This window comes from Sporosarcina siberiensis (assembly GCF_042681925.1).
GTDB lineage: Bacteria > Bacillota > Bacilli > Bacillales_A > Planococcaceae > Sporosarcina > Sporosarcina siberiensis.
Genome location: NZ_JBHUGI010000034.1, coordinates 191,332 through 217,016 on the forward strand (window position 1 = coordinate 191,332; position 25,685 = coordinate 217,016).

At 38.3% G+C, this 25,685-nt stretch carries 18 protein-coding genes; 4 read left to right on the top strand and 14 right to left on the bottom strand.

The window, feature by feature from the left end:
• Positions 1 to 18: 18 nt before the first annotated feature.
• The 3 genes from ACFSFY_RS14890 to ACFSFY_RS14900 form a co-directional block, all read right to left on the bottom strand.
• Complete coding sequence (locus ACFSFY_RS14890; protein ID WP_381539367.1) at positions 19 to 1,464, bottom strand: MBOAT family O-acyltransferase; 1,446 nt, start codon at positions 1,462 to 1,464, stop codon at positions 19 to 21.
• Between the two features lie 180 nt (positions 1,465 to 1,644).
• The gene (locus ACFSFY_RS14895) at positions 1,645 to 4,149 is read right to left on the bottom strand and encodes an S-layer homology domain-containing protein (RefSeq protein ID WP_381539369.1); all 2,505 of its coding nucleotides are present in this window, start codon (positions 4,147 to 4,149) and stop codon (positions 1,645 to 1,647) included.
• A gap of 254 nt (positions 4,150 to 4,403) precedes the next feature.
• Positions 4,404 to 6,383 (bottom strand): stalk domain-containing protein, encoded by a 1,980-nt coding sequence (locus tag ACFSFY_RS14900; RefSeq protein ID WP_381539371.1) that lies wholly within the window; start codon positions 6,381 to 6,383, stop codon positions 4,404 to 4,406.
• Between the two features lie 796 nt (positions 6,384 to 7,179).
• Here ACFSFY_RS14900 and ACFSFY_RS14905 point away from each other — a divergent pair.
• Positions 7,180 to 7,332 (top strand): hypothetical protein, encoded by a 153-nt coding sequence (locus tag ACFSFY_RS14905; RefSeq protein ID WP_381539373.1) that lies wholly within the window; start codon positions 7,180 to 7,182, stop codon positions 7,330 to 7,332.
• Positions 7,333 to 7,442: 110 nt separating this feature from the next.
• Positions 7,443 to 9,188 (top strand): glycoside hydrolase family 26 protein, encoded by a 1,746-nt coding sequence (locus ACFSFY_RS14910; RefSeq protein ID WP_381539375.1) that lies wholly within the window; start codon positions 7,443 to 7,445, stop codon positions 9,186 to 9,188.
• Between the two features lie 127 nt (positions 9,189 to 9,315).
• On the opposite strand, the gene ACFSFY_RS14915 is transcribed toward ACFSFY_RS14910, so the two are convergent.
• From ACFSFY_RS14915 to ACFSFY_RS14965, 11 genes are all read right to left on the bottom strand, one after another.
• Positions 9,316 to 10,488, bottom strand: a complete 1,173-nt coding sequence (locus ACFSFY_RS14915) for an aminotransferase class I/II-fold pyridoxal phosphate-dependent enzyme (protein ID WP_381539377.1) — start codon at positions 10,486 to 10,488, stop codon at positions 9,316 to 9,318.
• Positions 10,489 to 10,571: 83 nt separating this feature from the next.
• Positions 10,572 to 11,498, bottom strand: a complete 927-nt coding sequence (locus ACFSFY_RS14920; protein ID WP_381539379.1) for a DMT family transporter — start codon at positions 11,496 to 11,498, stop codon at positions 10,572 to 10,574.
• Between the two features lie 173 nt (positions 11,499 to 11,671).
• The gene (locus ACFSFY_RS14925) at positions 11,672 to 13,276 is read right to left on the bottom strand and encodes a gamma-glutamyltransferase family protein (RefSeq protein ID WP_381539381.1); all 1,605 of its coding nucleotides are present in this window, start codon (positions 13,274 to 13,276) and stop codon (positions 11,672 to 11,674) included.
• A 55-nt stretch (positions 13,277 to 13,331) separates the two neighbouring features.
• Positions 13,332 to 13,781: an Lrp/AsnC family transcriptional regulator gene (locus ACFSFY_RS14930; protein ID WP_381539383.1), complete on the bottom strand. Its 450-nt coding sequence runs from the start codon at positions 13,779 to 13,781 to the stop codon at positions 13,332 to 13,334.
• Positions 13,782 to 13,971: 190 nt separating this feature from the next.
• The gene (locus tag ACFSFY_RS14935) at positions 13,972 to 14,502 is read right to left on the bottom strand and encodes a chromate transporter (protein WP_381539385.1); all 531 of its coding nucleotides are present in this window, start codon (positions 14,500 to 14,502) and stop codon (positions 13,972 to 13,974) included.
• A complete protein-coding gene (locus ACFSFY_RS14940) occupies positions 14,499 to 15,098 on the bottom strand; it encodes a chromate transporter (RefSeq protein ID WP_381539645.1) in 600 nt (199 codons plus the stop codon). The genes ACFSFY_RS14935 and ACFSFY_RS14940 overlap by 4 nt, the downstream gene beginning before the upstream one ends.
• A 261-nt stretch (positions 15,099 to 15,359) precedes the next feature.
• Positions 15,360 to 16,670, bottom strand: coding sequence for a uracil/xanthine transporter (locus ACFSFY_RS14945; protein WP_381539387.1), 1,311 nt, complete (start codon positions 16,668 to 16,670; stop codon positions 15,360 to 15,362).
• 301 nt (positions 16,671 to 16,971) lie between these two features.
• Positions 16,972 to 18,150: a polysaccharide deacetylase family protein gene (locus ACFSFY_RS14950; protein ID WP_381539388.1), complete on the bottom strand. Its 1,179-nt coding sequence runs from the start codon at positions 18,148 to 18,150 to the stop codon at positions 16,972 to 16,974.
• Between the two features lie 218 nt (positions 18,151 to 18,368).
• On the bottom strand, positions 18,369 to 19,697 hold the full coding sequence (locus ACFSFY_RS14955) for an HlyD family secretion protein (RefSeq protein ID WP_381539390.1): 1,329 nt from the start codon (positions 19,695 to 19,697) through the stop codon (positions 18,369 to 18,371).
• Complete coding sequence (locus ACFSFY_RS14960; protein ID WP_381539392.1) at positions 19,690 to 20,382, bottom strand: hypothetical protein; 693 nt, start codon at positions 20,380 to 20,382, stop codon at positions 19,690 to 19,692. Before ACFSFY_RS14960 ends, ACFSFY_RS14955 begins: the two co-directional genes overlap by 8 nt.
• A gap of 310 nt (positions 20,383 to 20,692) precedes the next feature.
• Positions 20,693 to 21,145 (bottom strand): transcriptional regulator, encoded by a 453-nt coding sequence (locus ACFSFY_RS14965; protein ID WP_381539394.1) that lies wholly within the window; start codon positions 21,143 to 21,145, stop codon positions 20,693 to 20,695.
• A 213-nt stretch (positions 21,146 to 21,358) separates the two neighbouring features.
• On the opposite strand from ACFSFY_RS14965, the gene ACFSFY_RS14970 reads away from it, so the two are divergent.
• Both ACFSFY_RS14970 and ACFSFY_RS14975 read left to right on the top strand, forming a co-directional pair.
• A complete protein-coding gene (locus ACFSFY_RS14970) occupies positions 21,359 to 22,939 on the top strand; it encodes a hypothetical protein (RefSeq protein ID WP_381539396.1) in 1,581 nt (526 codons plus the stop codon).
• Complete coding sequence (locus ACFSFY_RS14975; protein ID WP_381539398.1) at positions 22,936 to 25,677, top strand: DEAD/DEAH box helicase; 2,742 nt, start codon at positions 22,936 to 22,938, stop codon at positions 25,675 to 25,677. Before ACFSFY_RS14970 ends, ACFSFY_RS14975 begins: the two co-directional genes overlap by 4 nt.
• Positions 25,678 to 25,685 lie beyond the last annotated feature (8 nt).

Consider the following 25,685-nt stretch of genomic DNA (forward strand, 5'->3'; position numbering starts at 1 on the left):
TACAAATAGAGGCTATATTTAAAAGTTGAAATATAAAAACTCACTTACCTTTTGCAACTGGAAAACAGAATAAACAAATAAAATAGTCGTAAATAAAACACGATATATATTTGGCTTGAAATTACTTCCTAACTCATTTGTATTCTTCGCAAACACAGTTATCAAAAAGAATAAAACCACCATTAGTATGACGACTAAAACATTCGGAATTGTTATCATTTCAAAGCTTACAATAGGTTCACTATTAAAGAAGCTTTCTGAGATTAATCCTTTTGAGAACACTGAATCACCAAATCCAAACATAGCTTTCATTACATTTAAAGCCACTTGAAAATCTGGTGCTCGGAATAACACCCATGTGATGTTTATAAATTGAAACGTTATAAACCAAGCAACCACTTTAGGTAGTACAAAGTCACGTGTAGACCACCATCTATAGATTACACTGGCAACTCCATGTGCTAGCCCCCACAGGACAAACGTCCAACCAGCACCATGCCAAAAACCACTTATAAAGAATACAATTAATATATGGATATACGTGCGACGAATCCCTTTTCTACTTCCACCTAACGGAATATAGATGTATTTCGTTAGGAAACTCGATAAGGTAATATGCCAGCGCCTCCAAAAATCTTGTATGGATAGCGCTTTATAGGGTGAATTGAAATTAAAAGGTAATTTAATATTAAACAGTAACCCCAGACCAATCGCCATATCAGAGTATCCGCTAAAGTCAAAATAGATTTGGAGCGTATACGATAAGGATGTGATCCAAGCATCCACCATCGACAATTGCTCAGAAAGTCCATAACCCGTTGTTGCCCATACAGCAAAAGTGTCAGCAATTCCTATTTTTTTAAAGAGTCCAAGTGTAAAAATAAAAATACCTAAGCTAATATTACTATAGTTGATTACTTTATTTTTCCGGTTTTCAAATTGCGGAATGACATGACTATGGTGAACAATAGGACCCGCTATAAGTTGTGGAAAAAAACTCACAAATAACGCATAGTTTAAAAAACGGTATCCTTTCGTTTCGTAACGATAAGAATCCACTAAATACCCAATTTGTTGGAACGTAAAAAAACTGATAGCGAGCGGCAATACTAAGTGTAAAATAGTAAGGTCCGTCGAAAAGATTGTGTTGATATTTGTAATAAAAAAATCATAATACTTAAAATAGCCCATTAAACCAATATTGAAAACTAAGCCGATCACCAAACTGAATTGGCGATAGGCTTTATTTTTCAATTTTCCAAGCAATGTTCCAATAAAGAAGTTTACAATCATCGAACTTAAAATTAAAGGCAAATAAATGGGGTTCCACCAACTATAGAAAAATAGCGAACCCGCTAAAAGCCAAAACTTAGATAAGTTAAAGTTGATTTTATTAAATAAATAATAGCCTACAAAAACAATTGGTAGGAATACAAATATAAATTCAAAGGAGTTAAATAACATGTTAGACCGCCTTTATAGATTAACTGTTTATATTCAACCATACTATCGCTCACTAGTTTAAGGCGTTCCGAAAATAATCAGTTACATTTAAAGATGTTTTTTACATGATAAAGTGAAACCTCATTCAACGGGGACTCACAGGACGGGCTGTTTTTAGTTAGTATACCCGTTAATACTTTTTTAATTTAAAACCTTATCTAGAAAAACAGAAAACTCTGCTCTTGTGATTTTATTGTTCGGTTTAAAAGTCCCATCAGGATAACCACTCGTCAACTCACTATTCACTAATTCAACAATGGCATTATACGCCCAATGTGAAGAATGAACATCACTAAATTGTTTCGATTGATTTGACGTTTTAGTTAGTTCAAAAGCACGACTCAAAATTGAAGCCATTTCCGCACGCGTTAATGCCCCATTCGGATAGAACATGCCTTTTTCTCTTCCAATGACAATTCCCTTTTCTGCGACTGCGGCAATATCATTATAAGCGAAGTTTTTTTCATTCACATCTTTAAATGGATTCGGCTTTGTTGATGTTAACTTTAAAGTTCGTGCAATTAAACTAGCCGCTTCAGCACGTGTTAAAGAGTTGTTCGGCTTAAATGTCCCATTAGGATAGCCTTTAATTAAGTCACTCTTATATAAATATTGAATTGAATCTTTTGCCCAGTGATCTGTTTTGATATCGAAATAACTAGATTGCTCGTATTCGTCTGAGTAAATTGCTTCTAATTCAGAAAAGTAGATGACACCTTTTTTCTGTAATTCAGCTGATGGTTGAGCAATGTATATTTGTTCAAAGGATAAAGGCATCGTTAAATTGGTCGGTAATTCCGCTTTTACGTATCTCCAGCCACTCCAATTTAATCCTAATTCACTTGTAAAGTCTATTGTATGACTCTTTCCTGTTCCGTCAATAATTGAACCACGTAACCAATTTTTATTTTGATCTCCATGTACCCAGACCCCAAGGTATTTAGGATAGCTATCCATTTTAATTAGACTTTTTGATTTTAAATAAGCTGCTTTTACTCCTAATTCGCTTGTGGTGAAATCATATTTCACTTTAACGCTTTGTTTACCAAAACTCTTATTCTCTGCAACTGAACTGTTTTCTAGCGATGCTTTAGCGCGTGCTGTTGTAACTGTCCAATTGTCAGTATTTGTAATAGGATCTAATAAAATAGGTCTTGTGTCCGCATCGAATACTTGTATTTGAACTTTAGCACTTTTATCTCCGATTTTGGCCACAACATTGCCAGTTCCATTATTCGTAGCAATAAATTTATTTCCTTCCATTTCACCGATGTTTCCCTCAACTTGCCATGTAATATTTTGAGCCGAGTATTGGAAAGGATTATCATAAATGTCTATTGCTTCTTTAATTTCTATTACAGCAGATCCACCTTTATTAACAACTTGCGAAAGTGAATCTAGTTTAAATGATTTAATAGTTCCAGGTGGTGCTACACTGACCGCTTGCATGATTGCAGAAACACGTCGTTCGTAGCCTTCGGAAGGAATGTTTATCATTTTAGGAAATAAAGATCCCGGTTGACTTGTCACCATTGTTGTTGACCCGCCGCCATCTAGATTAATTGCACTTACTGCACCTTTTGCAATTAATAATTTTGATAAGTCTTGTAAACTTGTTCCGTTACTATGGCCTGCTCGTCTTCCATCAACAGTTACAAGAAAAACTTTTGAACCAGTTGCATCAATTCCTATTGCTGTCCTTGGGTGTCTTGATGCTACAAATGAAGAAGCTGTCGGCATTGATATATGGGTTTTATTATCTTTAACTAGTAAAGGACCAGCGCCTAAAATATACTTCGCATCTTTCCATTTTTGATCTATATTTACGTTTAAAGTAACTTGTGTGCCTGCTGTTAACTCTTCTAATTGACTAATGATGGCTTTATCATGACTAGAGATAACAAATCCATCCGCTGGCACTTTAGCATCTGCTGCTTGTCCCACTTTAGTTATGCTATGTATCGTTCCTGTTATTTCATCACCAAACGCTAGATTCGCCGTGTTTTTCGAAGCATTAGTGACGACGATTTCCACACCCCACGCATTTGTTTTAGTCGTGTTTACCGCAGAGGTATATAAAATTGTTTGCCCTTCTGCTCTTTCCCTATTTACGCCCTCTAAGATTATCGGATTACTTCCTGAAAGAGATAAAGTTAATTGTGTCGAATAGTAATCTGCAATCGCTTTTCCTGATTTGGAAATACCAAAAGCAACTGGGCTTTGAGTCGGACTCTCATAATTGCCACCTAGAATGCCATAGTTTCTAATAACATTATTCTCAGCTATTAAGTTAACCGGACTCCCATTGCCCCCAAAAAAGGCAGCATTTGTCGCACCAATAACACGGTGACCTAAATGACTGTTTTCCCGTGCAAAGGAACTTGTCGTTTTTAATTTATAAAGTGGGTTCGGGACCCCAATTTCTAATTTAGTAAATGGATCGTTCAAGTTTATATTTAATAAGTTTACAGACTGATAGACTGAATTCGTTTTATAAGATTCATGAATATGCGTAACACCTGGTGATAATTTTGTTTCATTTGAATTTGTTTTATTTTGAAAAACAGATGCTCCAACGAATGATGCCGTTAGTGCCAGTTGTACACCTACAATTACTGAGAAAATATGTATTATTTTTTTAAACAAAGTACTCCTCCTAAATTCATTTCTTATTTTATTTCTAATAATTAATCACTGTTCTACTATAGCATTCTTTTCAAACTAGTTTTTTGTGATTAATTATAGATTATCATATTAAGTCGAACGATAGGTAGATAAAAAAAATAACGCTAGTGAAGTCCCATCAACATCTCCGATTTTCAGGAGATGTTGATTTTCTTTCACCAACGTTATAAATTACAGAACTTATAAGTTTAGGGCTATTTACTATTTTGATTCGTTTAATGAAAACTGATTTCTATTCCATTTGTCTTTCGGTCATAGTCAACAACCGCTCCTAGTACTTCTGTGATAAACCTGATTGGCACAAATGTGGTACCGTTTCGAATTTCGGCTGGTACGTCTATTGTTCTTTTTTCATTGTTTACATACACAACTTTTGATCCTTCGGTTAGTACGATTTTTTTGTCGCCACTACTAATTGCAATTTGTTTTTTCTTTTTATCCCAACCTACAGACGCGCCAATCGTTTCGCTAATAAATCTAAGCGGCACTAGTGAGCGACCATTCTTCTCATAAACAGGGGCTAACAATTGTAATGCGCCCTCCTCATCAAAGACTGTTATATCATCAACAAATAGATTTAATGAGTTTTTCTTAGCTTTAGTAATATGTGGTCCCTTTTTGAAAGAAACCTCTTTTCGTCCAGCTTCTCGTCCTTTAGAATCATAAACAATTGCCGTGAATTTATTGCTACCTGAACGTAATTTGTGATGTTCTAAAGAAAATTGATAAGGATACTCTTTACTTTCGGATAGCTTACTACCATTTAATAGATAAACAACTTTACTAATTTTCGGATCATATGTTTTAACGAATCCTGATCCATCAACTGAATGATATAGTGTTGTATTTTGTTCTAAAGGCACTGAGATTTTAGGCTTTTTCTCATCTTGGCCGACAAGTGGACCATTCACAACATTTGATAAATAATAAGCATCATTCAAAGTTTGAGTATACGCACTCAACATCGAAGTATTCTTTAATAAATCAAAGTTGTTTAATCGTCGGTCTTCCTTAATATACTGTCCATTAATTGTATCCACATTAAACCAGTGGATTGATTTCACTTTAGGATATTTCATTTTCAAGCCTGTGTAAAACATCTTCATTTTTGTGATTCCAAATTGAGTAACATCTTGATTTCCAACAGAAGTAAAGTGACTTGCTGCATATTCACCAATCATCATAGGTTTTTTAGTTGCATATTTATTATAAAATTCATCTATTAAGTCAAGCGGATTGACATGCTCTGCTGGTTGACTAGAATCACCGTTAAAAAACGGTACGCTGTATAAATTTAGACCAACCCAATCCACAAATTCGTCGCCGGGATAATAATCATCAATATTATTAAAAGGTACACTGTTCGGAACCCATGCCATTGCAACATTTGGTGCTTCTTCTTTCATAATTTTATGTACGAGTGCGAATTTCTTTTTATATTGGGCGGGGTTATCATGCCAAGCAACCCAAGGACCGTTCATTTCGGAAGCAAATCTTAAGAATATCGGAACTCCTGAAGCCTTCGCTTCTCTTGCAAATTTACGTAAGTACTCATTATCTTGTACTTCATTTAGTCCCTTATTCGGCTCGAGTGCGAGTTGAATTGCTCCACCGGCTTGTTTAACCTCATTTGCAAACTTAGTTGGAAATGCTGTGCCATAATTATGATAAGTAAAGTAAACAGCGTGTTTCTTCTTGGTTAGTTTATTAAAATTAGTATACTTATCCACGTAATTACCAAGTAAACCACCTAGTTCGATATAAGCACCTACATACATACCACGTTCAGGCTCATATTTACCTAATTCCTGCTTCGGCAATTGAATGTCTTGATTCGTGTAAAGTTTGATTTCTGTATTTAATGCATCCCCGATATTTTTAACAGCTTGATATGTATCCATATCACCTAAAGAACGATAAATTTCGGCTTCTAAATAATACGTTTCAGCAGCTTTTTGGTATTGTTTTGTTTTTTCATAACTAATCGCTAATTTCCTATATGTACTAGCTTTTGATGAAATTTCTGTAGCTTTTTTAAATTCAATAATTGCTCCTGCGTAATTGCCCTTTTCCATCAATTTCACACCTTGAGTGAAAAATTTCCACTCACTTGCATAACTTTTCTCTGGAAGTGAAAATGTGCTAAACATTATGGCAAGAATGAATACTAATATTAATTTATTTTTATTCTTCAATTAATTCTCCCCTTTTTTAATAATTTACATTTCACCAATACATTACCATGTCCTCAGAAAGTTATCAATCTTAATTAGGTTAAAAGTCCCTTCTATATTTTCTATTTTTGGCGCTTATCCACATAGATATTTTATTTATTATATAGATTATTATATTAAGTCGAACGGTATATAAATAAAAAGTAGCTCAATTGGGTATACATTGATTAACCCCAATCAACTAATAAAGGAGTGCTCCCGATGAGCTAGATTGTTTTTATCCTTACAATGCTCTTCAAGCAAAATTGGAATATCATAATAAACGTCAAAACTGTGGCTATAAACGCTCTGTAAACCTTGACGATATCACACATATCCTTGTTCATTTGAAGAAAGGCTGGTCGCCAGAAATGATTGTGGGACGATATGAGAAGAAAGTTGGAAAGCCTTTTCCTATAAGTGTTTCAAGTATTTATCGATATGCAGCTGCTGGGTTGTTTCACCTTTCGCAAAAGCTTCTTATCCGCCAAGGAAAGAAATTGATAAACAACTTACAAGAGACCCGCAGAAAAATGCCACAGTTAAAAAAGATTCACGAACGTCAGGCTCCAAGAAGTTAGATTGGTCACTGGGAAGTGGATATAGTTATTGGAAAAGCTCATAAAAGCCAAATATTTACGCTTACAGAACGAATGAGCCGTTTCAAAATCATTCAAAAGCTGTCCTCAAAGTCTGCAAAGGAAGCAGCTACAGAAATCGTTTCCCTCCTAAAAAGCCTGTGAAGTCAATTACTGCAGACAGGAGAAAAGAATTTCATATGTGGATAGAAGTTAAAAAAGGACTTGAGATTCCTTTCTACTTTTCAGATCCTGGTGCTCCGGGACAACGAGGCATTAATGAAAATACGAACGGTCGAATCCGACGAACATATCCAAAAGGAAATCATGGTGTTTTTATTGAATTTCAATAAGTCCCTAGAAAAGTGCTTAATTTCAATACACCTTTTGAGATACTGATGAACTACCGTGTTCGACTTGAGTTGACAATTTATAGTACATAATACGAGGAGTTGAAATTTAGTTGAGGACTTTTAAAAAGATAATCGGAATTGTAGCAGTACTACTGCTTGTTTTTGGTGGTCTTGCTTTATTAAAACTTTGGCCATCAAAAACGAATAATGAGACGTCTGGAATTGTTTCTAAGGATGAAGCTGGACGTAAATATTCTATGGATGTTGTCTATGATGGTAACCATCACAAAATTAACTATCCCGTTTTCTACAAAGATGATCATATATATATATCTTTGAATGACTTACAAAACATTGTTGATATGGATACAAAAGAAGACGGAAAAAAAGTCACTATTTCATATAAAGATAATGTTTTAAGATATGAAGGAGCAGTCATACAAAATAGCAATGCAAAAGAAAACGAAGTAGATAAATACATTATTAAAGATGAAATTATATTTATCCCTGACAGACATATTGAAAAGTTTCTCGGCATTGAAGTTGGTTATTTTATGGATGAAAAAACAAACACAATATCTCTTAAAAGCCCTTTGGAACAACAAAAAGAAAACTATGATCAAGAGATTGGAACAACACTATTCTTACACAAAGACAATGTCCCTCTAGAAAAAAATGAGCCGAGAAAAGGGTTGTATTTAGGAGGATATGTTTTACAAGACGAGTACATTGATTTGAGTATGAACAAATTTAATGAGATTGCTAATAAAGATCATGCAACTTATTTTAAATATGTGGGATATGGAATACCCTTTCCAAAGGAATGGGTAGATGAAGTTATAGCTGTTGGTGGCTTTCCACAAATAGCATGGGAACCAAACAATGGACTTGAGAAAGTACAAGATGATGAGTACTTGCGACAATTTGCACGAGATGCAAAAGAAGCAAATGTACCTGTCTTACTCAGATACGCTAGTGAAATGAATGGAAATTGGACGGCTTACTCTGATAATCCTGAGTTATACATTGAGAAATGGAAACTAGTTCATCGAGTCATGCAAGAAGATGCGCCGAATGTAATGATGCTATGGAATGTATTCACAATACCTGAACAAACGATTAATGATTTTTATCCTGGAGACGAGTATGTAGACTATGTAGGCCTAAATATTTATAATGTCGTTTATCATAATGATGAATTAGTTGAACCCTCTCATTTCGAGGATCCTTTGCGGCTTTTAGACTACGTGTATAATACGTACAGTCATAAAAAGCCAATTGTAATAGGAGAATTTGGTGCAACAAATTATAATGTTACAGACGGTTTATATCATGTTGACTTTGCAATTGAAAAAATTAGTCGAATGTATAAACATTTGCCGCATTTGTATCCACGGGTGAAAAATATTTATTATTTTGATGTGAACAACTTAGTTAATGCCCCTGAAGGCAGGAAAATCAATAATTATGCAGTTACAGAAAATAAACGAATTTCAGAAGCATACGTAAATTATATTGCACAGGAAGAATACCTATCTGGACTAGTGCAGGATACTTCTGAGAAAGAAGTGTTTTCATACCGTGATTTCCTTTTTTACTATGAAGGAGAACTATTTGTTGATACTCAATTTGTTTCCGATTACTTACAAATGGATGTCAAAGACAATGGTGCAAAATCATATAAAATCACATACAACGGACAAACTCACCAAGTTCAAAAGGAAAGCTTAAACATTGATAAAGCAGCATTTTTTGAGAAAAGAGAAATTAATGGTGTTTTACTGAATGAACTGTTAGAGAAATTTCAATTAAAATATGAAGTAGATAATAATGATATCCATATTTTCTATAACTAATCTCAGACACCCTATAGAAACGCAAAAAACGCCCTCATGTGAAGGCGTTTTTTTGTTGTTTCCACAAATATTCGGTTGCTTCAATTCAAGTAGAAGGCTAATTCACAGCATGCCAAACTATAAACCCTTATTTAGCCTCATTAGCCTTCCAGTCATTAACCCACTTCTCCATACGGTCCATCGCAATAACAAGCTGATCATAGGCATAAGCATAAGAAATTCGTACATACCCTTCGCCGAGATGCGTAAACGCAGTACCCGGCACAACCGCAACACCCGCTTCTGGAAGAAGTCGATGTGCAAATTCATCCGCTGTCATATTCAAGTGTTTCATAGATGGGAAAATGTAAAACGCTCCGTTTGGCTTAACGGTATCAAAACCCATCGCAACAAGACGGTCGTACACATAATCACGTCGTACGATATACTCTTTATTCATTTCCGCCGGAGTATCTGCACATTCTGTGAGAGCTGTAATTCCAGCGTATTGTGCAGATGCATTCGCACAAATCGTACCGTGCGCATGTAATTTAACAGTATGTTGCATCCACTCTGCTGCACCGAATAAGAATCCAAGTCTCCAACCCGTCATCGAATGGGATTTGGAAAGGCCGTGAATAAGGAATAACTTATTTCTGATTTCCGGATATTCCGCAAACGACTTATGTTTTCCTTCAAACGTATTTTCACTGTAGATTTCATCCGACACAACAAACACGTCGTGACGCGCAAGTACTTCAACGAGCTCATCCATCGTATCGTGTGGAAGCGTAACACCAGTTGGATTCGACGGATAACTGAAGACAATCGCTTTTGTTTTCGGTGTTATGAGTGCTTCAAGTTCTTTCGGGTCTGGAATGAATCCCGTTTTCGTTGTGTCCAAATAGACGATTTTAGCACCTGTAAGTGTAATCAGTGGGTCGTATCCTGCAAAGATTGGTGCGGGTACGATGATTTCATCGCCTTCTTCAAGAATTGTGCGGAACACGATGTTCATTCCACCACTTGCACCTGCAGTTATAACGGTTTCCGTTTGTGGATCGTATGTAAACCCATATTTTTTCTCAAAAAATTCGCTTGCAGCTTTACGAAGTGCCGGTAAACCAGAATTGAGCGTATAACCTGTTTTATCTTCCCGAATCGCTTTTAGTCCCGCTTCTTTCACAAGTTCCGGAGTTGGAAAATCCGGTTGCCCGACCGTTAAGTTAATAGCGTCTGGGTAGTTGCTCATAAGATTTGATATTTTACGTATGCCCGAAAGTTCAATTTTCTCTACAATCGGATTGATTGTTAATGCCAAAATAATTCCCCCTCTTGTTTTGACTTACGTTTTCGCAAGCCTCACATCTATAGAATACCGAATTGTTCGATAGTTAGATAGTGTTATGTTTGTTTTTTATTCGATATATTCCGTTTTTTTCTCTGCGACCACATGTCTTCTGCGGCTCCAGAACCTAAAATTACACCTGAAACAATTAGTACGAGTCCGACTAAGTGTCGGTACGTGATGACTTCACCAAGTAAAAGAGCTGCGAACAATAATGAGAACAACGTGTTTAAGTTAATGAAAATTGCCGCCTTAGACGGTCCTACTTGTCCAACTGAATAGTTATACAGCATATGTCCAACAGCGGTTCCGAGTATCCCACTTGTGAAAAATGCCAACCAAAACTTAGGCGGAACAGTCGCAAATGCTTGTATTTCACCAGGTTCTTGAACCAGTCCGATGATTAGTAAAACGACACTTCCGACGACAAACATATACGCAGTCATCAGCCTTGGATCCAGTGTTGCTGCAGCTTTTGCAATAACTAGAAACGACAACACTTGCGCTATGATGGAAACAAACACAAAAACATCACCAAGTGCGAGACCACTTGCGCCGCCGCTCGCGAGAACGACTGAACTTACACCGAGTAACCCGAGAGCAAGCCCACCCCACTGAACTTTCGATGGGTAATTTCTCAAAATGAGCGATACAAAAACTGCGGTCAGTACTGGACCCATTCCCAAAATAAGTCCGGCGTTCGAGCCACTCGTTCGGGCTAGACCCATCGATAGAAAGTAATGATGCATAACAACGTTTAGTATTGCGCCGAGTACAATGTATTTCCATTCTTTCCGAGTCGGCCATCGAAACAGTTTGAATATGAATAGGATAATAAAGACGGTAATTCCCGCGGTAAGTATACGAAACGTGGTCAGAGTTACTGGGTCAATGACGGTTACAAGATATTTTACTAGCGGTAAGTTGAATCCCCAAATGAGCATTACAAGCGTCAGTACTATGTAGATATTACGCATCTTCAAGTAAGGATTCCTCTCCTTCATTCGAGTTTAGTCTTTGATATATAATATATTGCCAATCTTGTACCCATTCATTGTACAACAAAAACCCGTCCCGCAAATTGATTTCCATTACTTAATCGTAAAAATCCCTTCAAATTAAGAAGGGATTTTTTTGAATGCTATTCTTTAATTGTTTACCAAAGCGCAATTGCTCCGTCTGTTCTCGCTTCGGTTCCACCAGAAAGTACACCGGTTTCCGGATTGCGCCAAATGATTTGGCCGCGCCCAAATGAGCCTGTATCAAGTGTCGGGACAATTTCGTGCCCGAGCCGAGTAAGAGCTTGTGCGAGATGGTTCGGGAAATCCGGTTCTACATGAACAGTTTTCCCTTTCATCCATTGCCAACGAGGAGCATCCAGTGCCGCCTGCGGATTTAAATTGTAATCGATTGTATTAATGGCCACTTGGAAATGACCTTGGGGTTGCATATATCCACCCATAACTCCAAATGGACCAACTGCTTGGCCATCCTTAGTTAGGAAGCCTGGAATGATTGTATGGTATGTGCGTTTTCCTGGTTCCAGTGCATTCGGATCCTTTTCATCTAATGAAAAATCGGCTCCGCGGTTTTGCAGCGAAATCCCTGTACCCGGGACCACAATCCCTGAACCAAAGCCCATATAATTGGATTGTATGAAAGAAACCATATTGCCTTCATTATCCGCAGTCGCCAAATACACAGTACCGCCTTTTGGTAGCTCCATAGGTTCTGGAAGTTGTGCTTCGCCAGTAATTTCCCCCGCTCGTTTCGCTGCATATTCTTTAGATAGAAGCTCCTCTACCGAGATTGGCATATCAGAAGGTTCTGTAATGAATGCTTTACCGTCTGCGAATGCAAGCTTCATCGCTTCAATTTGTTCATGCAAAGTCGATGTATCGTTAGGTTTTGGTGGATTCATCTCAGAGAAAATATTCAGTGCCATAAGTGCAATCATACCTTGACCGTTCGGTGGAATTTCCCACACATCATAGCCCCGGTAATTTGTCGAAACAGGTTCAACCCACTCCACTTTAAATTTTTCAAGATCGGATTTGCGTAAATACCCTCCTTGTTTCGTCATGAAAGCATCTATTTTGTCTGCAGTTTCTCCTTTGTAGAAAGAATCCGCGTTCGTTTCTCCTATCGCACGAAGGGTTTCAGCATGTCCTGGTGATTTCCACAGTTCGCCGATTTCCGGTGCCCGTCCATCAGGTGCGAACGTTTCAAACCAACTTTCGAATTCTTCTCCAGATGTTGATTTTTTAAATTTAGCATATGCAATCTTCCAGTACTTCCCTAAAATCGGTGTCAGCGGATATCCTTCTTCTGCATACCGAATTGCAGGTGTTAGACATTCTAGTAAAGAAAGTTTCCCAAATTTACGAGAAAGTTCCGCCCATGCCGCAGGAACCCCTGGAACTGTAATCGGAGTTAACCCGTATATCGGCATCTTTTCGTGACCTGCCCCTTTTACAGCATCAATCGTAAGTGATTCAGGTGCCGGACCTGAAGCGTTCAGTCCGTGTAATTTATCTTTCACCCAAACGAGTGCGAACGCATCGCCGCCTATTCCGTTCGATGTTGGTTCCACAACCGTAAGTGCAGCAGCTGTTGCGATTGCTGCATCAATGGCGTTTCCACCTTGACGCATGATTTCAATACCCGCCTGTGCCGCGAGCGGTTGAGATGTAGCCACCATTCCATTTTTTGCAAACGCGGTATGTCTATATGAAGCATTTGGGTTGTATAAGTAATCCATTTTCATTTCCTCCTAGGTCAAATCGTTTTCTCTTGATAATCAAAAACAGTTAAATTTACAGTTTTAATCCACTTCTACTCTTAAATCGCCTTAAAAGAATATGGCTTTCAACCCTAGTAATGCCCTTTAAGATGTAGAGTTGTTCATTGACAAAGACTTCCAGATCAGAGAAATCATTTACCAACACATGCATATGAAGCGTTGAAGGCCCCGTCATTTGATAGCAACTCGCAACGTTTGTATTATCTGCCAACGCTTGTGCAACTTGAACTAAGAACTCCGGTTCACAATCTACTTCAAAAAATGCAGATACGTCTTTTCCGACTTTTTCACTGTTAATAACCACAGTAAAACGCTCAATAATTTCTTTATCTTTTAATTGGTTCACCCTGTCTCTTACAGCCACTCTCGACAGATTCAGTTCTTTACCAATGTCTACATAAGACATTCGCCCATCTTGTGTCAATAATTCCAGGATTTTTTCGTCAATTATATCAATCGCCATTCTTTTCACCTAATTTCATTATTTAAATAAATCGATTAGTTTAAATGTAACAACAGAATAACGAATAAGTCAATTCACCTCATTAAAGCGTGTTATTGATTGATTATGAATCTATCTCAAAAAACTGAGAATATGTATACTTATGATTCGGAATTCATTTCAATCCTTATTCACATGTTTTTCTTTACAATTATCCTAAAACCAATGCCCCGTATATAATAGCCCCTCCAATGACATATGCAGGATGAATCTTTCTCTTTTCCAAGAGAATATAACTAACCGCAGCGATGATGACTGTTTGCGTTATGCCGATGCCGTCGAAAGAGTTTGCTATAAAACCAAATGTCATGGATCCCAGTAGTACAGCGATTGTCGGTTTAACAAGTCCCGTCATTTTCTTCACTTTTGGTGAGTCTTTAAACTTCATTAGCAAGCTTAAAAGCGCAATCATCAGTATAAGGGACGGAGCTACAGTCGCGAATACACCTACACTTGCACCTAGGATTCCCGCTTGTTCATACCCAATATATCCCGCCATCTTCGTAGCTATCGGACCCGGAAGCGCATTTCCCAGAGCAAGAACTTCACTAAACTCATTCACAGTCAACCATTCATAACGATTCACCACTTCATTTTCCACGAGTGGAATTGTGGCAGGTCCACCACCATAACCTAGTATCCCCGGTATAAAAAACGCTAAAAATATTTGCCAATAAATCATAAGTCACACTTCTTTTTCTTTTTATTTGGAGTCAGTAGCGCGTAGCAAAGCAGAATCACAATAATAATTGCTGGATGAATGCCTAAAAATTCAATAGCGATTAAACTACCAATCAAGACAATGAGCATCTGAGCCCAACCAAGTGTTATTTTTGAAGACTTTATAAATTCAAGCGTAATCACACCAAGCATTACGCCCACAACAGGTACGACCGCAGCAGATATTCCTTGTACCCACGGTTTGTCTTTGTATGCATTGAGAACATTTAAGAAAATAATCATTAACACAATCGTAGGGATAATCGTAGCGAATATCGCGACTAGAAGACCTATTAAGCCCCCAACCCTCCACCCGATATATCCTGCCATTTTGGTTGCAATCGGTCCGGGCAACGCATTTCCAAGGGCCAAAATATCCGAAAACTCTTCATCGTCCATCCATTTGTATTTCTCAACAACTTCTTTTTGAATTAAAGGAATTGAAGCTGGACCTCCCCCATATCCCAATATCCCAACTCGGAAAAAAGCTAGAAACAGTTGAGTTTGCAAGCGTAATTGAGTGGGTTTGTCCTGTTCATCTAACAGTTCCTTTTTAATAACCACGAATCATTCCCCCCAATCCTATCCATCATTTAGTCTGTATATTGGCGCGCAATCAGAAAAAAGCTGAATCGTCACTTTTACTACCATATAAATGAATTATTAGCTTTATTACTTAACTTTTGATATATCGGAGTATAGCATACCAAAATTACATAATCTATCTTTAATTCGAAAAATCTGATTATATCGCGAATTAAAAAAAGAGAGTGCTTGGAAAAATCAGCACTCTCTAGAAAAAAATCATTTTTTATAAGATTATTTAAATCCTTTTCTCGATCGAATTCGACTTCCAATCGTAAACAGTAACTCCATAAAGAGGGCCGCTAAAATCCCCATAAGCAATCCGTTTGAAAGTAGGGGCTGGACAAGCTCTGGTAGCGTGACAAATGCCGTTGCCGGAAGTCCCATAATCGCTAACCCAAGTAGGGCTGGTAGTGCGACCCGATACACCGTTTTTGGTTGGAACGTGAGCCCTTCAATGTTTTTGAGAGCCGAACCAAATAACTGTAAATACGCTACAAAAAGAACTGAGTTTCCGACCGAATGGGGAATCGTTGAGAAAAACCCACTAAGCGGCGGAATAAGCCCCATGATGATGAATAAAACAGCACCAAGTAAAAACGGGCTTCGTTCGCGAATTCCTGTCGCATTTAAAAATCCGAGCGACGAAGCATAAGGAGCATTCGGAACAAGACCAAGTGCTCCGGAAAGCACTGTCAATGAACCCGTTATGACGAATGAAGAACGATATTGTCTCGGCGTCGTGATTTTCTCAAAAATCGATTCCGCCCCTTTTAAAGTCGCAATCGTATTCGAAGAGTTCAACAGTCCCGTGATTACAACAGTCATGATAATTCCCAGCTCAAACGTAGGTTGTCCCCATGGAAACCACATTAGAAAAGGCGTTGTATGAATGACTTCCGTCGCCTCAACTGGAAACAAAATAACCGCAGCAATCCAACCGACAACCATTCCAATCAATAAATTCAAACTGCTTACAATCCCTTTGCCTCGCGTATGTACAAGGATTGTTAGAGTCGCTAAAGCAAATGAAAAAAGAGCCATTTTTAAATCAATCGAATCACTCGTATTCAGGCCGAGCATTCCTTTCAAAAAAATCGAAATCAGCTGATTTGCAAGCAAAATGAGGAACACAAACATCACAAACGGTGTAAACCATTTCTTCAGTACCTCACCCATCCCAAGCAAACCAAATACAACAACCAGAACTCCCGAAATCATCGCACCAACGGCAATACTTCCACCAATTGTCGATAATTCCATATTCATAGTACTCGCCGTCGCAGCCAGACTCAAAATAACGCCCCACCAAAGACCCGATTGCCCCTCCATCAATGCCAAGCGATGCCCAAAAATCCCTTGCAACAGACATGCAACACCAGTGAATATAAATGAACGCTGAATCGCCGACACAATCTCAACCTGATCCAACTCAAATGCAGCACCCACCGAAATCGGCACAACAATTGTATTCGCAAACATAAAAAACAACCACTGAAATCCAGCTAACATCGTAACCGATACCGTCAATCGTCTCGCTTCCACCAACCTGCACCTCTATCAAAATAACTATATACTTATCTATTTATTCCATTATACAGAAGATTAGTTGAATTTGTTGTCGGATTAAGAAGATTCATTTCGAAAGTTGGTTGTTGGTTGGACGAAAAGTAATCTCGTTGGACTATTTACAGAGTTCGTTGGACAAATTCCAAGATTGGTTGGACTATCGCAATCTGGTTGGACGAAAAATAATCTGGTTGGACTATTCGCAGAGTTCGTTGGACAAACTCTGCGTTTGGTTAGACTATCGAATACGACATACCAGGTATTCTAGTAGAGTTAATTACAAATCCACATCTCTATGAAAATTCTGAACAACATGACTCGCAGGATTATACTTCTTCATCGTATACCCTTCCTTTTTAAGCCACTCAATAATTTGTGGAAGCGCAATAGCTGTCTGGGAACGATCATGAAGCAACACGACAATATCTCGATCCCCTGCCTTATATGCACGATTCACACCATCTTGGACATTCTTAACAATCTCGGAATACTGCTTATCCGAATACTTCCAGTCATTCGAATCTACATCCCAATCCCATATCTTATATCCCTCTTTCTTCAATTCACCTTTCATCGCGGGCGTCAAATGAGGCTTACTTCCATAAGGTACACGCATCAGTTTAGGCACATCTTTACTGCTTGATAACTTTTTAATCATCAAAGCCCCAGAGCTCATCTCCGACATAAAACTTTTTGACGAAGCATACACTTTCTTTTGGTCATGCGTAATACTATGAGACCCAATATAATGTCCCTCACTTGCAACGTTCTTAACAATCTTCGGATAATAATTCATCTGATTACCAAGAAAGAAAAAAGTACTCTCAACGTCATACTTTTTAAGGGTCGCTAAGTTCTTTGTCGTAAAAAGATTTGGTCCATCGTCAAACGTCAAATACACATTTGCCTTTCCCTTACTCGGGCTTGGTTTTTCAGGCTTCGGAACAGGCACCGGTTTAGTTGGTGGAACAACATTCCCCAACAAAACATTCATATGCTTCACATATTCTGAACCTCTTAAACTCTTATAAGTATCACTATAAATACGAGAAACATTCAAATCAGAAAAATATTCAAAATGAAAACCGAAACTTGCTGCTATATAAGAGACATCGGCAAATAATTCACCGTTTATATCACGAATGGGCTTTCCAATACTCACAACATCATCAACAATCGTTTTACCAGTCACATAATCATAAATCAACACATGTTTATTCTTACCCACATACATTTTGTCAGCATAAATAATTGTTGCATTTAACGAATGTATTAACGTATCCAGAGGTACAAACAACTTATCCTCTACCGTCTTAATATCATCCTGACCAAACTTTAAAACATGATCATGTAAACCAATATACTGCTTCGGCTTTTCCGAAGCAGTCACAATTCCCATACTAAAAACGAAACCAAAAATAATCATAAGACCCAAAGCACTCATAATCCTTTTCATTTCCATCCCCCATTTTCCATAACCTCTTTATCTACAACATTAGTATACCAAATAAAACTTGAATCTTAGAAAAAACGATATTACTCATGTATACGCTAAACTTAATAATAAAATCACTCTTAAGATTGCATACGTCATGAAATTTAAAAACCGTATTCTCACAAAAAAAGAACCAAACAAGACAACAACTGCCTCGTTCGGTTCTCTATCTTCCCTACTTACTTCAAACCCATGTACATTAAATAATTTCTCCATCCAAATGACTTCCAATCGGCTTTTTCAGGAAACTGTGTTGGCATTGTCAAAAACGCTCTTGGATCATATTCAAAACGCTGAAGATTTGTTCCATCAATCGCAACATCACCCAACTTAAGACCATCCGTCACAACAACCCGGTCATGCCATATAAAAGGCGAGATAACCTTCATTTCCGTCAACCGGCCAGACTCATCAAGAATCGTCGCAATCGCCGAACTCTTATCATAACTGCGCACCCAGTCTGCTTTTATCGACAAAGTATCCAATACTTCCTCCAAAACAACAATCGCATTCAAATTAGTACCATACGGATTAATATCTGTTTCGATTTCAGGTTCTGTTCCCGGTTCTGTTTCAGCATTAACTAAAATACGTACTTCATAATAAGCAAGCGGATTTTCAACCTTTTTTGCATCTAAAAATTTATATGCTTGAAGCCACTCATCATCTTGAGCAGGAACCTCGGAAACCGATAGTACTGTTCCTTCTCCTACACCATCGGTACCAACTCCATGAACAAGAACTTTAAGACCTGGCACCACGTCTTTCCATTCATTCTTTTGAACATAAGTGACAATCACTTTCTCAGAACTATAAATATCTACAGCAAGCGTAGATCCGCGAAGCGTCACTTTGGAAACAACACCATCAACAGGACTCACAATGGCTGGCCTAGATGGATCTTGTGCAAGCTCAGCTTCAACGACAACCATTCTACGAACAATATCGGCTAGATTTCGTTCTGCGGTCGCGATGGCCTGTGCATAAGACCCATCCAATGAAACATCCACATTGACATCGACATTTAAACCGACTTCAACCGTTGTATCTTCCGCAGTACTATTCACATTATCGGTTTTATTAGTCATCGTAGAACTGTTCGCGGCTGCTACTCCTCGGTCGTATTCAAGCGTTGATATTAAATCTAATGCCTCAGCCTCTTGTTGATACAAAATTTCTTGTTCCGATAACAAAACACTTCTTCGTCCTTCGGATTGCTCAATATTCAAAAGGGCAAGTTCCGAACCAACATTAACAACATCGCCTTCCGTAACGAGCCAAGAATCTACTGCATTTTCGTTACCAACATAAACCGTTTGTGTTTGAAGCGGAGCAACAAGAGCCTCTTTTACCAGATCTACTCTAAAATCGTCAGTAGACATCCGTTCGAATTCATCGACAGACACCGATTTTTGAATGACACTTTTATCACCGAATATTAAATATAGATTCACAGCTAAAAATGCACTGATTGCTATCGACATAGTTATATTTACGTATTTATTCATTTCCTGCACCTCTCTCAAAGATTGATTGAAATAGGTTTTCCGTTGGAATGAATCCTGTTGAAGCAACCATTAGTGCAAGCACTAAATGTAATCCTATTAATATCCACAATATCTTTTTAGGATCAAACGCATTGTACGAAACAATAAATTGATATTGAATTCCTATCACTACAGCCGTAAATACGGATAATTGATTAAAAAAGGATGTGTAAAATGGAATTTCAATAAATGTCGCCGCAAGCGGTCCGAACGATAGATAGGACACACTTGCTGTAGTACCCGTCAATGTAAACACAAAGAAAACAAGTGCTTTTTCCATAATAAAGAGACTTGTCACTAATAGTTGGACAGGTAAGAGCTTTTTAAATGGAATCTTTGTAATGAGATACAATATGTAGGCAAAACCAAAGTAGTGGAAGAACATATATAGAAGTGCCCAAACAACTATTCCCAGTAAAGAAGCATAACGTGCCAGCGTATAATCCACGGTGGACATCGTCGTTAAAAGGGGTGTGAGCGTTTCTGTATTCATTCCCCATAACTCTCTCGCCATGAAAAGCACTAATCCAATTAAGAAAACAGCGTACACTCGTGCGTTAAATCCTCGCATAGCATTTTTTTTGAGTTGTTCCGCCAAAAACTGCGGATTCGTAAGGAAATGCCAGTATTTAAAATTAAAAAACATATTTGCAATTCCTTTCTACTAATTCTTCATAGTCTATGTATACCCTACTTTACCAAACTAACAACGTTTTGTAACGCAAAAGCTGACAAAATATACACCCTTTCAATATAAACAATTTGTTTGGTTAACTATCTATTTATCTATACCCTGAAAATCACTTCAACTAACAAATCTGATTCTTCTTATTTCCCGGGAAATCGACAAATATACGAATTCTGCCGAAATGGGGAATACTTTTATTTTTGCGCAAATTAAAACACCTATCGTTGATAACCCGACAGGTGTTTTTAGAATTCCATTTTCAAATCTGTTACAGTCCTTCCGTCAACACATTAAAGAGTTGTTGGTTTTTCGTTTCAAGTGCATAATCAATCATTCGTAAACGATTTTCAGATTCCAGACTGCCAATCAATTCAGTAGCTTCATTTGAAACTTCTACCGGTGGTTGCATGTCGATGTCTATATCCATATTTATGCTCCCTTCCATAATTGTTTTTAAATGCTGATGTAGGTCCGAAATAAGGAGCAACTGGTAAAGCGGTAGTCGTATAAAACGATTTCCCCGCTGAAATACGAATACTTCTCCTAAATTTTCAACTTGGAAATTTTTCATATTTATAACAATTTCCTTACCTTCAGCTGGAATAAAATGAAAGACTTCACTTCCTTTAATAATCGAAAAATACTGATAGGCAAAAACGAGGCGGAGTCTATAATCTTCTTGGCTAGTAAAAAACGGCGTCATACGTTGGACAGATAACATCTTTCTCCCCTCCTCTATTATTTTTATAATTTCTTATTACTCTCATTCTATCACAAATCCACCCATTATGTGAATATTTAAAAGATATTGTTACTTTATTTTTTGGGGGCAACTCAAGAACTTACTTTAAATGAAAGTAGAGCATCTCATTTACGTACTCGGTAAAGAAGTTGTATAATAGAAGGAATGCTTTTTTTGAGGAGAGTGGTCTGGGTGCATATGACCGTAGAACGTGTTTCCTACTTACACGAAGAGGAAATCGCTAAGCTTATGAATGTAATTAAACACTCGCTTCATCCTGAAGATTCGGGTGAAGCGTTGATTGTACGCAGAGCGCTTGCGTTGGTTCGGAACGGTGCAATCGATTCTTATACTTATGATTCTGTAGAAGAAAAAATTCTTGTGAAAATTAGTGGAGTTGAAATTGTTGATGTAAAGATTTCATTCAACGATTTGAATACGGAGTGCACATGCTCCCATAACGGATGGTGCGCGCATCGTACTGCTGTTATTTTTCATCTCTACCTACAATTTCATTCTTTAACAGACTGGGTCCATGAATGGAGACGAACTGAAGCGGAACAACTTGTTTTAACAATTTCCGACCGAACTCCAGAAGCTTGGAATGATGTACTTACACGTCTTACTCGACCATTACGTACAATCGAACTTCAAGAAAATCCAGCCGTATTTATTCACGAGTTCTCATTAATAGATCAAAAAGCGATTCCACTAGCTCCTTTTGAATGGGAATGGAAACCGCTTTTCGACGTTTATTACCGTTTGCAAGCACTAGATGCAGCATGGCCATATGTTTATGCTCATTTAGGTGACAATGAATCTTCCTTCTCATATGGAAAATGGTATGTGAAAAACTGGGTAACCGACCAACTGCGTAAGTTACATGATAGTGTTATCGCACTTTCAACAAAACCCAAACTGTTTTCAACGGATGCTTTTCATGAACAATTAAAGTACATGGTACGTACATTTACTTTGAAAAATACTGGTTTATTTAACGAACGTTTTCAAGCGTATCGCTCTTTTTGGGAACATCTTTTCGTCGAAAATACATTACGCAAAAAAGAATTGGAACTTCTTAAAAAAGAAGAAACGTCTGAAGCTGTTATTTTAATTTCTCTCTTTGATATTTTAAATGGTAATCATGAACAACTGGACGATCTCGTTCAACACGTCACTTCTGATAACTTTACAAATTGGCTACCACTTGCAGATTTAGCGGATGTTGAAGGCGATACAGAATCACTTGCAGCAATCATGCGTGCACTTCTACCTTTTATCGGCGAACATTTAACGCAGTCCGTGCAACTTGCCCGTCGCTCTGTATTTGTACGTAAAATCGACGGTTTGCTTGAGTCAGCGAATTTCCCAGAAGACGAACGAGAGAATATGTTTTCTTATTACGGTGAAACCGGTGTTGATGTCTATGCAGATTTCCTTGTTGAACGCGAACGATTTCACGAGTGGGCGGCTCTAATGCACAGATACAACGTTTCTTATGACGTAGCAGAAGCAGGCGGCTTAAAAATTGCACTCTCTGAAGATCCGGCTGCCGTTTTACCACTTCTACACAGATATGCAACTGCTTTTATAAACGAAAGAAACAGACAAAGTTATCGTCGTGCAGTTAAACTCTTTAAAAAGATGAAAACAGGTTCCAAAAAAAGCGGGAAATCAGAGTTTTGGAATCGGTATGTCGATACTGTGCGCGATAAAAATCGCCGGTTACGTGCACTTATGGAAGAGATGGAGAAAGGGAATTTGAATTTATGACGAATGCATTTACTTTAGAGCGTTTACTACTTCTAGGACTACAGCCAACTGAAAACGGATCTTTCTTAGTCACAGCAAAAGATGTAAACGGCTCTGTACTAAATCCAAATGAACTTGTTTCATATTTATTTTTCAACAATGAACAGTCTTTATATGGTCTTCTAACTGAAACAAATGATGACGCAGTCATTCTTAAAGCGGACCAATTGCTTTCTTCGTTTCCTGAAACGCACCCGTATGTAAAATACGACGGTGCTACAACTGAAGACGCGGAACAATTAAAAGCTGTTCGGGAGGCATCTATGGCCTGGAAGGACCCCGAACTTTGGAGTTATGCAGAGGCGGATGAAACCGGAATTCATTTTAATGCGGGGAAAGCTGGAATTTCAGAAGAAGCCGCAACACTTATTCGTTTAGCGGTGCATGGTAAACTCGCTGGATCCTCCATTCGAATGGACCAACTCTCACTGCTCCTTCCTCATTTACGAATTTATGGGTGGCCCGGAGAAACGGTATCGACGATTCCAGTACAAATTGCACTGCGCCTAACTGAACCAGAACTCGATTCCGATACAGATTGGCTGCTTGAAACCGTCATTATCGGCGACCGCGGCCGTCATTGGCAACCGGCAGTCCGTAAAGTAGATGCTCCTATTGAGGAGGCACTTCCGGCAAAATGGAAAACGTATGCTCATGAAATCGCAAAGAAACAATCGGAAATCGTTTCGTTCTTAAATGTTGTAGAAATAGATTCTCTTAACAGTTTCCTATCCGTTTCGATGACTGATCCTAAAGTTCGTTTATTCATCTCAGAAGATTTACCACTTCTTCAGTCTTTCGGATATTCTGTAATTTTGCCTGCTTGGCTCAAGTCTGTAACAGAGTCCAAAATGCGAGTGCGCACCAATGCTGGCGTTCAGTCGTATAATTCAACAACAGGACTTGATGAGGTTTTATCCTTCGATTGGAATTTCTCGCTTGCCGGCAATAATATCGACCGAGAAACTTTCAGTAAAATGGTTGATGAAAATCGTGAATACATTCGTTCTGGTGACGAATGGTTCCATATTGACCCACAGTGGCTGAAAAAGATTCGAGATCTAATGGATCGTGCGGATTCTGGAGAATGGACAGTCAAGGATCTTTTATTCCAAGACGTACCAGAAGAAATGGTTCCTTTAGAAGCCGACGAAGATGAAGAAGATCCACTGCTGCAGTTCACAATGCAAAAGACGCTCCGCAGTTATATGGAAATTCTTTCGGAGAAAAAAGGACTTCCTTCAACGGGTGTCCCTTCACTGCTTAAAACAGAACTTCGTCCGTACCAGGAAGTTGGTTTCGACTGGCTCGTGTTCATGCGGGAAAATCATTTCGGCGCTGTTTTAGCAGACGATATGGGACTTGGTAAAACAGTTCAGCTTATTTCCTATTTACTCGAAGTTCATGCACGTCCGGAAACGAAGACACCATCCCTCATCATTTGTCCAACGAGTGTTCTTGGGAACTGGCAAAAAGAGATTGAGCGATTTGCTCCGTCCCTGACCATCCATACACATTACGGACCGAACCGTGAGAAGGACGAAGCTTTTACAGAACTTCTTATCCGAAACAAACCGGATATCGTCTTTACAACGTACGGGACGGCCTCACAGGATGGTGAAATGCTTGCTGAAACAGAATTTACGAGCATTACTCTTGATGAAGCTCAAAACATCAAAAACATGCAGACAAAACAATCTCGTATGATCCGTAAACTGCGAGGTCAGCATCATATTGCATTAACCGGAACACCGATTGAAAACCGATTATCGGAACTGTGGGCAATTTTCGATTTTATTCACAAAGGGTATTTCGGGAATTTCCGAAAGTTCACGGATAATTTTATTATTCCAATTGAACGAGATGATTCTGAAATCGATAAACGAAAACTACGTGCAAAAATTCGACCATTTTTATTAAGAAGAACGAAGAGCGATCCCGATTTACTGCTGAATCTTCCGAAGAAACTGGAACAAAACGAATATTGTCCGTTGACCACAGAACAAGCGGCCTTGTACGAAAGCTTTCTGGATGAAACCAAGTTTAAGTTGCAAACGTTAACTGGTTTTGAAAAGAAAGGGTTAATCTTAAAAATGCTGAGTCGACTGAAACAATTATGTAATCACCCAGCGCTGTTTCTTAAAGAACCAGAAGCGCCTGCTGAAGAAATGATAACGCGATCTGATAAATTGAAACGAATTATTTCAATGGCTGCGGAAATCGTTGAAAACGGCGAACGGTGCATCATTTTCACTCAGTACATCGGAATGGGCAAACTCATTCGTCAATGCTTGTCCGAACTCCATGGCATTGAAGCCCCTTTCTTAACAGGAAGCATGCCAAAAGGTCAACGTGATTTACTTGTTGAAGCTTTCCAGGACGGTGAATTCCCAGTATTTATTTTATCACTTCGAGCGGGTGGAACAGGCCTTAATTTAACGGCTGCAAATCATGTACTTCATGCGGATAGATGGTGGAATCCCGCTGTAGAAAATCAAGCAACAGACCGTGCGTACCGAATTGGCCAAACGAAATTCGTGCACGTTCATAAGTTTGTGACGATTGGAACGATTGAAGAAAAAATCGACAAGATGTTAGTTGAAAAAGCTGCACTTTCCGATGATCTCATTCAATCCACACAGTGGCTCACTGAGTTATCTGACACAGAGCTTAGCGATTTACTGTCATTTGATTATTAAACGAAGGA